General features: G+C 55.6%; 11 protein-coding genes. 3 read left to right on the forward strand and 8 right to left on the reverse strand.

The genetic code is table 11. From position 1 onward, the window contains the following. Window position 1: 1 nt before the first annotated feature. From wcaA to C0560_RS13385, 4 genes are all read right to left on the reverse strand, one after another. Window positions 2–844, reverse strand: a complete 843-nt coding sequence (gene wcaA / locus C0560_RS13370; protein ID WP_100779608.1) for a colanic acid biosynthesis glycosyltransferase WcaA — start codon at window positions 842–844, stop codon at window positions 2–4. Between the two features lie 83 nt (window positions 845–927). Next, window positions 928–3,090: a tyrosine-protein kinase Wzc gene (wzc, locus tag C0560_RS13375; protein WP_100779607.1), complete on the reverse strand. Its 2,163-nt coding sequence runs from the start codon at window positions 3,088–3,090 to the stop codon at window positions 928–930. Window positions 3,091–3,092: 2 nt separating this feature from the next. Then, window positions 3,093–3,536, reverse strand: coding sequence for a low molecular weight protein-tyrosine-phosphatase Wzb (gene wzb / locus C0560_RS13380; RefSeq protein ID WP_123427425.1), 444 nt, complete (start codon window positions 3,534–3,536; stop codon window positions 3,093–3,095). A 6-nt stretch (window positions 3,537–3,542) separates the two neighbouring features. Further along, a complete protein-coding gene (locus C0560_RS13385; RefSeq protein WP_100779605.1) occupies window positions 3,543–4,682 on the reverse strand; it encodes a polysaccharide export protein in 1,140 nt (379 codons plus the stop codon). Window positions 4,683–5,376: 694 nt separating this feature from the next. On the opposite strand from C0560_RS13385, the gene C0560_RS13390 reads away from it, so the two are divergent. Further along, window positions 5,377–6,960, forward strand: coding sequence for a TerC family protein (locus C0560_RS13390; RefSeq protein ID WP_248858720.1), 1,584 nt, complete (start codon window positions 5,377–5,379; stop codon window positions 6,958–6,960). 47 nt (window positions 6,961–7,007) lie between these two features. Here the strand turns inward: C0560_RS13390 and asmA are convergent, their stop codons facing one another. The 3 genes from asmA to udk form a co-directional block, all read right to left on the reverse strand. Continuing rightward, window positions 7,008–8,855 (reverse strand): outer membrane assembly protein AsmA, encoded by a 1,848-nt coding sequence (gene asmA / locus C0560_RS13395; RefSeq protein ID WP_248858721.1) that lies wholly within the window; start codon window positions 8,853–8,855, stop codon window positions 7,008–7,010. 22 nt (window positions 8,856–8,877) lie between these two features. Continuing rightward, a complete protein-coding gene (gene dcd, locus C0560_RS13400; protein WP_100779602.1) occupies window positions 8,878–9,459 on the reverse strand; it encodes a dCTP deaminase in 582 nt (193 codons plus the stop codon). A gap of 91 nt (window positions 9,460–9,550) precedes the next feature. Next, entirely contained in the window at window positions 9,551–10,192 is a 642-nt protein-coding gene (gene udk, locus C0560_RS13405; RefSeq protein ID WP_100779601.1) for a uridine kinase, read from the reverse strand. A gap of 342 nt (window positions 10,193–10,534) precedes the next feature. On the opposite strand from udk, the gene C0560_RS13410 reads away from it, so the two are divergent. Continuing rightward, window positions 10,535–13,864, forward strand: a complete 3,330-nt coding sequence (locus C0560_RS13410) for a diguanylate cyclase (RefSeq protein ID WP_107704247.1) — start codon at window positions 10,535–10,537, stop codon at window positions 13,862–13,864. Here C0560_RS13410 and alkA read toward each other — a convergent pair. Beyond that, window positions 13,829–14,701, reverse strand: coding sequence for a DNA-3-methyladenine glycosylase 2 (alkA, locus tag C0560_RS13415; RefSeq protein ID WP_123427421.1), 873 nt, complete (start codon window positions 14,699–14,701; stop codon window positions 13,829–13,831). The two genes, C0560_RS13410 and alkA, sit on opposite strands and share 36 nt — an antisense overlap. 132 nt (window positions 14,702–14,833) lie before the next feature. On the opposite strand from alkA, the gene yegD reads away from it, so the two are divergent. Continuing rightward, the gene (gene yegD / locus C0560_RS13420; RefSeq protein ID WP_248858722.1) at window positions 14,834–16,186 is read left to right on the forward strand and encodes a molecular chaperone; all 1,353 of its coding nucleotides are present in this window, start codon (window positions 14,834–14,836) and stop codon (window positions 16,184–16,186) included. The last annotated feature ends 33 nt before the right edge of the window (window positions 16,187–16,219 follow it).

Here is a 16,219-nt window from a genome sequence, read left to right on the forward strand (position 1 = left end):
ATTATTTCCCCCGCAGCCCGTCGGCCAGACGCTTAGTGTTTCGCACGGAAAAGAGCGTCAGCAGCGTGCGCCAGTTCATGCGCTTATTGCGGATCTGATAGAGGGTAAACAGCTGATATTTACGGCTGGCACGGTCGAACTTGTCCTTGTGCTTGCGATAGAAGTGGAAGTAGCCGGAGAATTTTTTCGGCGATGAGGTGATCTGCATTTCACCGTGATTGATGTGCAGAATTTGCGTGGCGTCATCCACTTTCCAGGGTTCGCCATATTCCACTACCATGCGCAGGAAAATGTCGTAGTCCTGCGCCGCTTTCAGTTCCGTATCGAACAGGCACTCTTTGAAGCGCCATGCCCAGGTAAAGACCTGGTTGCCGATGATATTGCGTTTGTAAAACAGACGGCGCGAGTACGGTGATTTCGGGTACAGCGGCAGGCTGGCGGGCTGGGAGTAAACTTCGCCCTGGCAGACATAGTCGTTGGCATACAAAAACGCGTGGGTGACCAGCTGATGTTTATGCGCCAGGAAGGTCGACAGACGGTTGGGCGTCCACTCGTCGTCATCATCGATGCCGGTCAGGAACTCCCCTTTCGCCTGCAAAATCGCCTGGTTGCGCACCGCGCACGCCCCTGAGTTGATGGCGTTGTGGGTATACATCACGCGCGGGTCGTTCAGCTCGGTGACGAATTTTTGCAGCTGCTCGAAGGATGACGAGCAATCATCCACGATGATCAATTCCCAGTGGTCGTAGTCCTGACGTAAAACCGATTTAATCGCGCGGATCGCCAGCTGCTGACGATTCCAGGTTGGCATATAGATGGAGATCAAAGGGCGTGGTGTTGTCATTTTATTCCCCGGATGGCTTGTTGCCCTCACCCCTGCCCTCTCCCGATGGAAGAGGGAATTAAGGTTAGGGTGAGGGAAAACGATTATTTACTGTCAGACTTATATTCGTACTCGTAATACCCGTAATCCTGGTACCCGGTTGCGCGGCGGAAGATGGAGTTCAGAATCACCCCTTTAACTTCGATGCCGTTCTGCTCGAAGCGACTCAGGCTGGTTTCCACCTCTTTCAGGGTGTTCACCGCATAACGCGCCACCATCAGGGTGGTCCCGGCGTGGCGGCCCACAATCGCGGCGTCGGTGACGGCCAGAATTGGCGGCGTATCAATCAGCACCAGGTCGTAGTGTTCACTCGCCCATTTCACCAGCTGTGCGAAACGTTCGCTCATCAGCAGTTCGGACGGATTCGGTGGCACCTGGCCGCGCGGCACAAGGTCAAAATTGGTAATGGAGGTCGGCTTGGCGCACTGGCTGATCTCCCCTTTGCCGAGCAGAATTTCCGACAGACCGTTGACGTTGTTGGTGCCAAGCAGTTCGTGGGTGTAACCCTTGCGCATATCGCAGTCGATCAGCAGCACGCGTTTGTTGGTCTGACTGATTACCGCCGCGAGGTTGGCACACACGAAGGTTTTACCAATCGACGGGCTGACCCCGGTGAGCATCAGGACGTTATTTTTGGCCTGCATCATGGCGAAGTGCAGGCTGGTACGCAGGCTGCGCACCGCTTCAATCGCCAGATCCGTTGGGTTACCCACGGCCAGCAGCTGGCTCTGTTTGTAACGCTTGACCCCTTTGACCGTTTTGACGCTATCGCGCGACTTCTGCCATTCCGACAGCGGAATGCTGGCATAGACGCTGATACCGTTCTCTTCGAGGACCTGCGGGCTTTCGATACCGCGGTTGAACAGGGAGCGCAGCAGCACACCGACGATGGAGAGCATCAGGCCGAGAATAATGCTGCCGAAAATGATCAGCGCTTTCTTCGGTTTCAGCACGCCAGGCTGGGTGATAGCGGAGTCAACGATTCGCACGTCACCGACGGTACTGGCTTCGGTGATTTTCAGCTCCTGCTGTTTATTCAGCAGTTGCATGTACACCTGCTGGCCCGACTCCACATCGCGCGTCAGACGCACAATTTCCTGCTGGGTTTTCGGCATCGCGGTGACGCGGTTGTTGAGTTTCGATTTCTCATCTTCCAGCGCCTGGCGTTTTTCCAGCAGCGTGCGGTAAGCCGGGTGGCGTTTGGTGTAAAGCTTGGAGATTTCCGCTTCTTTGAAGGTCAGCTCGTTTAACTGGGCATCGATGTTAACCATCGAATCGAGCACCGATTTCGCTTCCAGCGGCAGATCGACGGAGTCTTTCTGCTGGCGATAGGCGTTAAGTTTGTTCTCCGCGTCATCCAGACGGGTACGCACTTCCGGTAGCTGTTTCGCGAGGAAAGCGAGGCTCTTCGCCGCCTCTTCCGACTTGCGCTCCACGTTCTGCTCAAGGTAGTTGCGGGTAATGCTGTTCAGGACGTTGCGGATCATCTCCTTATCTTCACCGGTAAAGCTCAGGCTCAGCACACCCGTGTCTTTGCCATTTTCGGTGACGGTCAGGTTGTTTTGCAGATTGTTGATCATGCCAAGCGTCGAGAATTTGCTGACGGTAAATTCACCGCCCTCGGCCGCCTGAATGGCGCTGACCATCATGGTGACACCGTTTTTAGACAGCAATTGCCCCACTTCGCCGCGTGCGCTAAAGCCCGCATCGCTGGTCAGTTCATACTGTTTGGGGCCAAGCACCGTCAGGGTGAACACCTGATCCGCCGAACCTTTTGGCAGGGTAAAGGTGGTGACTTTAACGGTATCGTTTTGACGCCCCATCAGTCGGTCCCAACCGGCACCAAACACCGGGAAGGTGTTTTTGCTGACGGCGATATCCAGGTCGAGATCGTCAACGGTTTTACCAAGGACCATGCGCGACTGAATCAGCTGGATTTCCGCATCGGACGCCGGTGGCTTATTCGCCAGCGCCGAACCGATATCCTGCACCAGTGAGTTACCGGAGTTTTGCTCGATCTGCACCAGCGCATCGGCACTGTAGATAGGCGTAGCAAACAGGGTGTAGATCACGGCGGCGATCGCAAAAACCGCGGTAATGCCCAGCACCCACCAGCGCGCCTCGACCACCGTCCCGATCAGACGGCCAATATCAATTTCATCACTGCCCGAGATCGGGGCGGCAGAAGGTTTTGTTTTTTCTGTCATTGTTATCCCTGCTGAGCTTTCAGTGCCTGCGCCCACTGTTGGGCAGACTGGTCTAGTAAGGTATAAACCGCCTCAAATGCCTCACGGCTCTTGCGATACGGATCGGGAATTTCGCGCTCACTGTCCCAGTGACCAAACAGCATCACTTTGCCGCGCATCTCCGGTGCGATTTCGCACAGCGCACTAATGTGGCGTTTTTCCATCGCGAGGATCAGATCGTACTCCCGGCACATCCGGCCAGAGACCTGACGGGCCACGTGTCCGTCCAGGGAGAGGTTATGCGACTTCGCCACGCTCGTTGCGCGCTCATCCGCCCCCTTCCCCACCAGCGCCCCCAGCCCTGCGGAGTCCACCACCAGATCGGGCTGATAATTTCTCAGCAACCGTTCAGCCGTGGGGGAACGGCAAATGTTCCCCACGCACACCACCAGAATTTTGTTAAACATCGCGGGTTACCAGGTATGAATGTCGCGCGCCGTGTCCGTCATGTAGCGAACGCCACTGATGGTTGGCAGCAACTGGTTGATCAGACGGTTCCAGCGTGTGACTGGCGCGGTAGTGACATAGACCACATCGTATGGCTGCAGACGGAATTCCGTCGCCATCACCAGCGACGTCGCATCAGACATATCCAGCTGGTAGATGTTGGCAATCTTGCCTTTCGCACTGCCTTCGCCTTTCAGCGGACGGATCACGAAGATGCCGCTGGCGTTAGACGACGTCAGATCCAGGCCTTCCGCATTCCCCAGCGCTTCGGTCAGGGTCATGCCGCTGAAGTCCATTTTGAGGGTGCTCTGTTTTTTAACTTCGCCCATCACGAACACTTTCAGATCGTCGTTGCGCGGCACAAACAGAATGTCGCCCGGATAGAGCAGACGGTTTTGGCTCAAATCGCCGTTCTGCATCAGCGCCTGGAGTGAAATGCGCTCCTCTTTGCCGTTGTGCGTCAGCACCACGTTGCGCCAGTCGGCCGCGTCCGTTAACCCGCCCGCGGTGTTGATGGCGTCGAGAATGGTCAGCGGCACGTTGGTGATCGCCTGCTGGCCTGATTTATTGACCTGGCCGGAGACGTAGGCTTTCTGCGAACGGAATGCGGCGATATTAACGTCCACCTGCGGGTCAGCGATGTACTGCGCTAAACGGCCGGTAATATCACTACGAATTTCTGCGAGGGTTTTCCCCACGACGTGCACTTTACCGATGTAGGGATAGAACATGGTGCCATCAGGCTGCACCCAGTTACCGGTATCGCTGGAGCTGCGGTATTGCCCTGCGGGAGTGGTCAGTTCCGGGTGATCCCAGACGGTGACGCTCACAACGTCGCCCGGCCCCACGCGGTATTGATAAGAGGCAATTTCCTGATCCAGAGACATATTCGGCTGCGCAACATTCGGACGCGGGCGTAATTGTTCGACGATACGCGGCGTTAATGGATAAACATTCACCATTTTGTCGAGATCAAAATCAGCATCCTGTTGCTTGATCACATCCTTGCCCATTGTTGACATATTGCTGCCGGGAAAGACCGTACAACCACTCATCAAGGTCACAGACACCAATAATGGCATCAATTTCATTTTGGATTTCATCATTGATTATTTATCACTTTGGCAGAGTAATTATCCTGTGCAATTTAAATAAGCGCGGGTTGTTTAGGCAATCAGAATGCAGTTAATAAAATAGAAATATAACTGGCATCAATCCTAAAAAACGCTTATTCATCCATTGGCTATTGACAGAATAATCGAGGCTGATTCACACGCTTTCAGGCACGCTACCGCCCTTGGCTTTCAGTTACCAATCCACTGACGAAACAATGTATTATGGATAGACACCCTCTAAAATTAGGTCTTGCAGGATAAATATATCCGGCATTTTCAATGCCTGAGCGGTAATGAATGTTCGCTCTTAAGACCGTTACATAAATAGCAGCAAGAAGATTTAACATTTGATGCCTGGAGAATTGTTGCAGCTAACCTAATAGCAGGCAAGGAGACAACCGTCCTATTATTGGTTTTTAAGAATAATATTAAGCGCAAAGTTTTATGGTTTTAGGAATTTCTTTATATTGACAAAATACGGACATAAAACATTTCATGCGATATTTCCTAATTATCCGCTTAACCGGATAATTTCACTTTCTTATAGAAATAACAGGGTTAATCGCCGTGGCTATTTCCCTCGCTTTCATTAAGAGAAATCTCAAGCAGTCATTGCAATTTTAGCCAGCTTTATCCATGATCGAAGTGTGACAAATGTCATATCTTCAGAGGTACTGCTATTACTATGGAATGGATTGCCGATCCATCAATCTGGGCCGGGCTGGTGACGCTGGTCGTCATCGAATTAGTGCTTGGCATCGATAACCTGGTCTTTATTGCCATCCTCGCCGAAAAATTGCCCCCGGCGCAGCGCGACCGCGCACGCGTTACCGGTTTGCTGTTGGCGATGGTGATGCGTTTGCTGTTACTGGCTTCGATCTCCTGGCTGGTCACCCTGACCACTCCCCTCTTCTCGTTCCACGGCCTGAGCTTTAGCGCCCGTGACGTGATCATGCTGTTTGGCGGCCTGTTCCTGCTGTTCAAAGCCACCGTTGAGCTGAACGAACGGCTAGAAGGGAAAGACAGCGAGAACCCCACCCAGCGTCGTGGGGCGAAGTTCTGGCCCGTGGTCGCGCAAATCGTGGTGCTGGACGCGGTCTTCTCGCTGGATTCCGTGATTACCGCCGTGGGGATGGTTGATCATCTGGCCGTCATGATGGCGGCGGTAATTATTGCCATCACGCTGATGGTGATGGCGAGCAAGGCCCTGACGCGCTTTGTGAACAGCCATCCGACAATTGTGATTTTGTGTCTGAGCTTCCTGCTGATGATCGGCTTTAGCCTGGTCGCAGACGGCTTTGGCTTCCATATTCCAAAAGGCTATCTGTACGCGGCGATCGGTTTCTCGGTGATTATTGAATCCCTGAACCAGCTGGCGATTTTCAACCGCCGCCGTTTTCTCTCTGCCAATCAGACCTTGCGTCAGCGCACGGCAGAGACCGTTCTGCGTCTGCTCAGCGGTAAGAAAGAGGACGCCGAGCTGGATGCAGAGTCGGCGTCGCTGCTTGCCGATCACGACGACAGCCAGATCTTTAACCCGCAGGAGCGGCGGATGATTGAGCGCGTGCTCAATCTTAACCAGCGCTCGGTGAGCAGTATCATGACGTCGCGCCACGATATCGAACATATCGACCTGAATTCGCCGGAAGCACAGATCCGCGCCCTGCTGGATAAAAACCAGCACACTCGCGTGGTGGTGACCGGCGGTGATGATGAGGAAGGTCTGCTTGGGGTGGTGCACGTCATTGACCTGCTCCAGCAGTCCCTGCGCGGTGAGCCACTGGATTTACGTGCGCTGATCCGCCAGCCGCTGGTGTTCCCGGAAACCCTGCCGCTGCTTTCGGCGCTAGAACAGTTCCGCAACGCGCGCACCCACTTTGCCTTTGTGGTCGATGAGTTTGGCTCCGTTGAAGGGCTGGTGACGCTGAGCGACGTGATGGAAACCATCGCCGGTAATTTGCCTAACGAAGTGGATGAGATCGACGCCCGCCACGACATCCAGAAAAATGCCGATGGGTCCTGGACTGCCAATGGTCATATGCCACTGGAAGATCTGGTGCAGTACGTTCCATTGCCGCTGGATGAGAAGCGCGAATACCACACGATCGCCGGTCTGCTGATGGAATACTTACAGCGCATTCCGCAGCCGGGTGAAGAGGTTCAGGTCGGGGAATATGTGCTGAAGACGCTGCAGGTGGAGAGTCATCGCGTGCAGAAAGTGCAGCTGATACCCCTGCGTGGGGAGGACGATTTGGATTTTGAGGTTTGATCTCTTCTTATCCCCCTCTCCCGTTTAAGGAGAGGGGGATGATTGGATCAGAGCTTATCTAAAAGCTTCTTCACATCTTTGCTATTCTGCGAATCTTTATTCTTATCCGCCCACTCATTCAGACGGCGTTTCGCTTCATCCTGCAGATGTTTACGCAGGATCTGGTCAACCTGAAGACTATAATTCAGCTCCTGCCATCTGCCGTAAACGTTGAGCGGGATAGCCGTCTCTTTCAGGACATCAATCAGCGGGCCTTCGCCTTCCCAGCCGGACATCACGCGGACATTAAAGCGCGTATCCGTCGTCTCTTTCACCAGATCCATTGTGCCTTTACCCGTGACCGCCAGCATCGAGGATTGCCCCTGCATGTCATCAAGCGTGAGCTGCCCGTTGTCGAGCGTCAGATCGGTGGTAAAGGTGTCAAGTTTTGTCGCGCTGTCGAAGTTCTCTTTGGCTTTGACATTGCTGCTGCGCTCGACGGCCTGCTGCACCAGCTGCTGGAAGTTCAGCCCTTCCATGCGGCTGTTGGCGAGGTCAACGTGCGCCTGCCCCTGCCAGCTGTGACGGAAGGCGTCAGCGTCTATCTTATCGCCGGAGAAATCCCCCGCCATGGTCAGATTACCGGTCAGCGCGATAGGGTAATCGAAGGCTTTGAGGATAGTGCCAATCTCGATGTTCTCAAGACGCGGCTGGAACTCGGCCTTCGCCATATCCTTACGCACGTCCAGCATGCCAGGCAGAGAAATATGCCCCGCCCCCATCTGACCGCTTAGCTCGGAAATGACCAGTAAACCGTTGTGGTTCAGCATCTGGCTACTGACGTTCGTGAAGTCGATGCCCCGCCAGCGCACTGCGTTGGCTTTAAGCAGAATATCCGCCGTAAAGCTGCGCAGCCCGTTGTAGTCTGGCGCGTCGACGTTTGACGCAATAACCGGTCGCATCTGTTTCGGCAGTCCGGGTGCCTGAGCGTCGTCACCCTCTTTCGCCGGGACCGGCTGCGGAGGCAACAGATTTTCCAGGTTGAGCTTGTCGAACTGAAGATCAAAGACCCATTTCGGCTCTTCGCCCAGCAGAACGCTGGCACGACCTTTTAATGAACTGTCATTCGCCTGCAGGTTGAGATTATTCAGCTCAAGCTGTTTTTGCTCTTCACGCCACATCGCCTGCAGCGTGCCCTGGCCGGTGATCCCTTGCGTCGGGAGATCGGCGCCAGCGAGTTGCCAGTTCAGCTGTTGAATATCGGCGGTAAGTTGATGCGGGTAGTCCGACGCGTTGACGCGGGCATTTAGCGACAGAGTCAGGTCACGCTGATTGCGATTAATGCGACCTGAAAAATCGACCGTCGCCAGATGATGCGGGTCCTGTTCCATCGTCAGATTGATGTTGCGTACGGTGACCTGGTCGTCATCCTCATGCTGGAAGACCAGCACGCTGTCCGCCACTTTCAGACTGGCGATATCAAATGACCAGCCCGCATCTTCGGGGACGTCGGGGAGTGAATTAGCGCGAGGGGCGACAGGCTCACCCGGCTTGCGGACGGCTTCTGTTTGCGGCGTCAGCTGAATGACAGCACCTTTCAACATCACCTGACGCACCTGTAGCTGGTGCGAAAGCAGCGGCATTAAGGCGACGTCCAGACGCATATTGTCAGCAGAGACCACCGGCAAAGCGGCGCCCGGTGCAGTCAGTGACATGCGGCCAGACAGAATGCTGAGCTGCGGCCAGACGTGCCAGCGAAGAGGCCCATCCAGCTTCAGTTCATACCCGCTTCGAGCTTCGACCTGGCGGACCATGTAGGCGCGGAAATCATTGGGGTTAACCAGCAGAACCAACGCTGAAAGGCCAGCAACCAGCACCACCAGCAAAATCATCAGCGTTGTAAGAACTCTTCTCATGGCATCCTCGATGAAGCCTAAATCAGTCTTTATCAATACGACTGGCAACCGCACCCTGCTGGTCGCGGTACTTCGCGTCCTGACGGCGGTTGTAAGGGCGCTCGGCCGGGCCGGTCAGCGGCTCGAAGCTCAGTGCACCAATCATCATGCCAGGGCGCAACGCCAGCGGTAATTTACCGGCATTGAAGAACTCAAGCACGATACGGCCAGACCAGCCGGGATCGATACGGTGCGCGGTGACGTGCACCATCAGCCCCAGACGCGCCAAAGACGAGCGGCCATCGAGCCAGCCGACCAGATCGGCAGGCAGCGTCACGGATTCATAGGTCACCGCCAGCGCCAGTTCGCCCGGGTGCAGATAGAAAGCGTCGCCTTCCGCCAGCACAATTTCATCGCTCATGACGCGATCGAGCGCGGCGCTGACTTCGTCTTTCGGTCCGCTCAAATCAATAAAAGGTGCGGTGTGGCCGCTGAAAGTACGGAATTTATTGCCCAAACGCACATCAACGGTGACACCGTTAATGCGTTCTACTGGCGGACGCGGGGTGATAGACAGACGCCCTTCATCCAGCCAGGCTTCTATATCTCGGTCACAAAGACGCATGACACTTTCTCCTTTCGTGCATCAAACCCTGAAACCGCACTGGCTTCAGGGCAAACCCGGTTATCTCTGAACGGTACACAATTCGGGCGTATTATTCAAAAAACTGGCTAATTTTCGCTTTCAGGATATCGATAGCAATGCGGTTTTTACCCCCGCGCGGCACGATGATATCAGCGTACTGTTTGGACGGTTCGATAAACTGCAGGAACATCGGACGTACGGTTTTCTGATACTGCGCCATCACAGAGTCCATCGAACGACCACGCTCGTTCACGTCGCGCTTGATACGACGCATCAGACAGATGTCCAGCGGCGTGTCGACGAAAATCGAGAAGTTCATCGCTTCGCGCAAGCGCGCATCGGTCAGCAGCAGGATGCCTTCCAGAATGATGACCTTTTTCGGTTCAATGTGAATCGTTTCTTGCGTACGCGTGTGGTCGACATAGCTATAGACCGGCAGATCGATAGGCGTGCCGCTTTTGATCATTTGCAAATGCTGGAACAGCAGGCTGTGATCCATGGCATTAGGATGGTCGTAATTCGTTTTTACGCGTTCTTCCATCGACAGATGGGATTGATCTTTATAGTAGCTGTCTTCGGGAATGACGCCGATGTGCTCATCACCAACTTGTTCGCGCAGTTCGCGATAAAGCGTACTGGCAATAAGACTTTTACCTGAAGCTGATGCGCCGGCGATGCCTATGATGACGCACTGATGAGACTTATCAGTCATAAATTTAGCGACCTGATTAACCTGGATGTAAAGGAAGGACGACGCCTGAGCGTCAAACGCGGCAATTATAGGGATTTCGCGTGCCTGATACTAGTGGAAAGGGCAGGTAATGCGAGAGTCATTCCAAATCCCTCTTTTCGCCCTGACCGAAATTTTAACGGTCATTTTTAACGCGTTAAACCTGAAATTTCTGCAGACTAAGTATTTAATAACTCTATGATGACAAATTATGAGCAGTCGGCATATGAATTGTAAATTGTTTGTACTAGCATAATCCAAATTAAAATTCTCATTCGTGCGGACCTTGTTCCTGGCAGCATGGCGTCTCTGGATAAAGCGGTAATGAATAAACAATACCAGCATGTTTTGGTGACTACCCCACATCCTTTACTACGGCTTGTCAGTCTTGGTCTGGTGACCTTCATCTTTACCCTTTTCTCGCTCGAGCTGACGCGTTTCGGTACTTTACTGGCACCGTTATGGTTCCCGACGTCGATCATGATGGTCGCCTTCTATCGCCACGCCGGAAAGATGTGGCCAGGAATCGCCCTCGCCTGCTCGTTTGGTAACATTCTTGCCTCATGGATGCTGTTTTCCTGGGAAACCCTCAGTTTCTGGTACACGGCCATCAACGTGATCGAAGCGTGCGTCGGCGCGCTGCTGCTGCGCAAACTATTGCCCTGGTATAACCCGCTTAAAAATCTTAGCGACTGGATTCGTCTGGCGATAGGCAGCGCCGTTGTGCCGCCGCTGTTGGGCGGCGTTCTGGCCTGGCTGCTGGTCCCCAGCGCCGAGCCGCTGCGTAACTTTTTTGTGTGGGTGCTTTCAGAATCTATCGGCGCGCTGGCGCTAGTTCCGCTCGGTCTGCTGTTTAAACCGCACTATTTACTGCGCCACCGCAACCCGAAACTGCTGCTGGAAACCCTGCTCACTATGGCGGTCACGCTGGTGCTGTGCTGGGTGTCGATCACTTTCCTGCCCTGGCCATTTACCTGCGTAATTGTATTACTGATGTGGAGCGCCGTGCGTCTACCGCGCATGGAGGCGTTCCTCGTCTTTCTGGTGACGGTGATGATGGTGTCGCTGATGATTGCGACCAAACCGGCGTTGCTCACGCCCCAGAACACCGACGTGATGCTCAACGCTCCCTGGCTGCCCTTCCTGATGATGCTCCTGCCGGCGAACGTGATGACCATGGTGATGTACGCCTTTCGCGCCGAGCGCAAGCACATCACCGAGAGTGAAGAACGTTTTCGTAATGCGATGGAGTATTCCGCCATCGGCATGGCGCTGGTGGGCATTGAAGGGCAGTGGCTGCAGGCAAACAAGGCGCTGTGCCAGTTCCTTGGCTACTCTCAGCCTGAGCTGCAGGCCCTGACTTTCCAGCAATTGACCTGGCCGGAAGATTTAAATTCCGACCTGAAAAGCCTGGAAGATCTGGTACGTGGCGACATCAACAGCTATTCAATGGAAAAGCGCTACTACACCCGCAACGGCGAGGTGGTCTGGGCGCTGCTGACGGTCTCCGTGGTACGTCATACGGACGGCTCCCCGCTCTATTTCATCGCGCAAATCGAAGATATCAACGACCTCAAGCACACCGAGTGGGTCAATAAGCGCCTGATGGAGCGTATTACGCTCGCGAACGAAGCGGGCGGCATCGGTATCTGGGAGTGGGATTTACAGCCGGATGTGATCAGCTGGGACAAACGTATGTTCGAGATGTACGAGATTCCGTCGCATATCAAACCGACCTGGCAGCTGTGGCACGAGAGCATGCTTCCGGAGGATCGCGAGCATGCTGAACAGGTGATCCGCGATGCCCTGATGGCGCGCGTGCCGTTTAAGCTCGAATTCCGCATACGCGTCAAAGAGGGTGTGCGTCATATCCGCTCGCTGGCGAATCGGGTGCTCAACAAGCAGGGCGAAGTCGAACGCCTGCTCGGCATCAATATGGACATGACTGAAGTTAAAGAACTTAACGAAGCCCTGTTCCAGGAAAAAGAGCGTCTGCATATCACCCTCGACTCTATCGGCGAGGCGGTGCTGTGTACCGATATCGATATGCACGTCACCTTTATGAACCCGGTCGCGGAGAAAATGAGCGGCTGGACGCAGCAGGAAGCGATGGGACAGCCCATCCTCAACGTACTGCACATTACCTTCGGCGAGAACGGCCCGCCGATGGAAAATATTCACAGCGGCGATATGTCACGTTCTGATATTAATCAGGATGTGGTCCTGCACAGCCGCAATAGCGGCAGCTTCGATATTCACTACAGCATCACGCCGCTGAGCACCCTCGACGGGCAGAATATCGGCTCGGTGCTGGTCATTCAGGACGTCACCGAGTCGCGCAAAATGCTGCGTCAGCTAAGCTACAGCGCCTCTCACGACGCCCTCACCCACCTGGCGAACCGCGTCAGCTTTGAAAGCCATCTCAAGCGTCTGCTGCAAACCGTGCATGACACCCATCAGCGCCACGCGCTGGTCTTTATCGATCTCGACCGCTTCAAAGCGGTGAACGACACCGCAGGCCACGCGGCGGGCGACGCCCTGCTGCGCGAACTGTCGTCTCTGATGCTGAGTATGCTGCGCTCAAGCGACGTGCTGGCGCGACTGGGCGGCGATGAATTTGGCCTGCTGCTGCCGGACTGTAACGTCGAGAGCGCACGCTATATCGCGGGCCGAATTATTCATGCCATCAACGATTACCACTTCATGTGGGAAGGTCGCCTGCACCGCATCGGCGCCAGTGCCGGGATCACGCTGATTGACGACACCAACAGCCTGGCCGCAGAAGTCATGTCCCAGGCTGATATCGCCTGCTACGCCTCGAAAAACAACGGTCGCGGCGTGGTAACGGTGTACGAACCGCAGCAGGAGAGAATTCACAGCGCGCGCAGCATGATGTCGCTGGATGAGCAATGGCACATGATCAAAGACAACCATCTGCTGATGATTGGCCGCAGCGTCGCGTCGCCGCGCATTCCGGAGAGCAGCAACTTCTGGCTGGTCTCCCTGCGGCTGTGGACCAGTCAGGGCGAAGTGCTCGAAGAACACGCGTTCCGCTCGGGGCTGGCAGAGCCGGATCTGCTGCACGCCCTCGATCGTCGTATTTTCCAGGAATTTTTCCGCGCCTTTGCCGTTCAGGTAGCCAATAAAGGGATGGGTGTGGCGCTGCCGCTCTCGCCTGAAGGGATGTCCAGCTCGACGCTGGTGAATGAACTGCTCGATTTGCTGGAGAAAAGCCCACTGCCAGGGCGCCTGTTGCATCTGGTGATCCCGGTCGAAACCCTGCAAAACCAGGATGCGACGATTCAGGACGGGCTGCAAAAACTGCGTCAGGCCGGTTGCCGCATTATTTTGAGCCAGGTCGGGCGCGATATGGACATCTTTAACCACCTGAGCGCCCACATGGCGGATTACCTGCTGCTGGACCCGGAGCTGGTGACCAACGTCCACGGTAATCTGATGGACGAAATGATGGTGACCATTATCCAGGGCCACGCCCAGCGGCTGGGAATGAAAACCATTGCCGGGCCGAGCAATCAGCCGCTGATGATGGATACCCTTTCCGGCATTGGCATCGACTTCATCTATGGCGATTCCATTGCCGAACCGCAGCCGCTGGAGCTACTGCTCAACACCAGTTATTTCGCTATCAACTGAGGGTGCCCAGTTTTCCGTATACCAGATATGGAGCAGCGCATAAGACCGCCACGGCTGCCAGCGCAGCGCATACTTGCGGATCTGCGCTGGCGTCATGCCGGCGAAGCGCTGTTTGATCAGATAATCATCCGGCAAGAACACATCTTTCGCCTGCCAGCCGCGCAGGGCTAAGTAGTTAGCCGTCCAGCGCCCGATCCCGGGCCGCGCCTGAAGCGCCTTCATTCCGCTCTCAATATCTTCCGGCGGCTGGAGCGGAAAAGTGCCGTCAACGACCGACTGCGCAAGGTGAATCAGCGACTCCGCACGTTTCACCGGCATCCCCAGCGCCTTGAGCGCCAGCGGATCGGCAGCAGCCAGGGCCGCCGGGGTCGGAAAGCAGGTGTATTCCGGGAATCCTTTCAGCGGTTCGCCGCAGAGCGCGACCACGCGCGCCGCGAGTTTCGCCGCCATCGACACGCTCACCAGCTGCCCGAGAATCGCCCGCACACCCTGTTCGTACGCATCCATCGCCCCCGGCAGGCGTAATCCGGGACGTGCTGCGCCCAGCTCACCCAGCGTGGCAGCGATGTGCTGCGGATTGCAGGAGAGATCGAACAGGCGTTCGATACGCGCCAGGCAGTTTTGTGCGACCGGCACCAGCCCTTCGCTGAGCGTGACCTGCAGGGTGCAATCCGCCAGCGATGGCGTGACCCGAAACAGCCCCTGATGGCCGTCGCAGGTGAAACTGCGCTCGTAATAGGTATCCGTCACGGTCTCCACGCCCGCGACCGCACGCGCGCCAAGAAAGCCAAACATCCATTGCCAGTCGTAGGGGGGTTGCCAGTTCAGGGTGTACATCATCGCTCCTTTTGTTGTCTTCACAGCATAACCCGACCTTACGCGGCGTGCCTTGCTTTCATATTCCTGTTGTCGTGAGCGAGACATTTCGCTAAAGTCTCGCCCCTTCTCAACGGCATGGGGATTACGTCAGTGTTTATTGGTTTTGACTACGGTACGGCAAACTGCTCTGTGGCGGTGATGGATGACAACACGCCACGTCTGCTGAAAATGGAAAAAGAGAGCTCGCTGCTGCCGTCGATGCTGTGCGCGCCGACGCGCGAAGCCGTGAGCGAATGGCTGTATCGCCACCATCAGGTTCCGGCGACTGCCACAGAGACGCAGGCGTTACTGCGTCGTGCCGTGAATTTCAACCGCGACGAAGATATCGACGTCACGCCGTCCAGCGTACAGTTTGGCTTGTCCTCTCTTGCGCAGTACATTGAAGATCCGGAAGAAGTTTACTTCGTTAAATCCCCCAAATCCTTCCTCGGTGCCAGCGGGCTTAAGCCGCAGCAGGTAGCCCTGTTTGAAGATCTGGTGTGTGCGATGATGCTGCACATTCGCAACCAGGCGCAGACGCAGGTGTCGGACGCGATCACCCAGGCCGTCATTGGCCGTCCGATTAACTTCCAGGGGCTGGGCGGCGATGAAGCCAACCAGCAGGCGCAGGGTATTCTTGAGCGCGCGGCCCATCGCGCCGGTTTCCGCGACGTTGTGTTTCAGTATGAGCCGGTCGCTGCGGGTCTGGATTTTGAAGCGACACTGCGCGAAGAGAAACGTGTGCTGGTGGTGGATATCGGTGGGGGTACTACCGACTGCTCCCTGCTGCTGATGGGGCCACAATGGCACCAGCGCCGCGACCGCGAAAACAGCCTGTTAGGGCACAGCGGTTGCCGCGTAGGCGGTAACGATCTGGATATCGCCCTGGCATTTAAAAGCCTGATGCCGCTGCTCGGTATGGGCGGGCAAACAGAAAAAGGGACCGCCCTGCCGATTCTGCCGTGGTGGAATGCCGTCGCGATTAACGACGTTCCGGCGCAGAGCGATTTCTACAGTACCGCTAACGGACGCTTCCTGAACGACCTGGTGCGTGACGCCCAGGACGGCGACAAAGTGGCCCTGCTGCATAAAGTCTGGCGTCAACGTCTGAGCTACCGTGTGGTGCGCAGTGCGGAAGAGAGCAAAATTGCCCTCTCCGATGCGACCGAGCACGCCGTCACGCTGCCGTTTATCAGCGATGAACTGGCGACCGCGATTTCTCAGCATGGGCTTGAGACGGCGCTGTCGCAGCCGCTGCAGCGCATTCTGGAGCAGGTCCAGCTGGCGCTGGAAAACGGTAACGAGAAGCCGGATGTGATCTACCTGACGGGCGGTAGCGCACGTTCACCGCTGATCAAGAAAGCGCTGGCAGAACAGTTGCCGGGCATTCCGATTGCCGGTGGCGATGATTTTGGCTCCGTCACCGCCGGGCTGGCACGCTGGGCGAAGGTGATGTTCAGCTGATATTTGTCGGGGTCTGTGTGGGCTGATGCCCTC

Source organism: Lelliottia sp. AC1, assembly GCF_023278595.1.
Lineage (GTDB): Bacteria > Pseudomonadota > Gammaproteobacteria > Enterobacterales > Enterobacteriaceae > Enterobacter > Enterobacter nimipressuralis.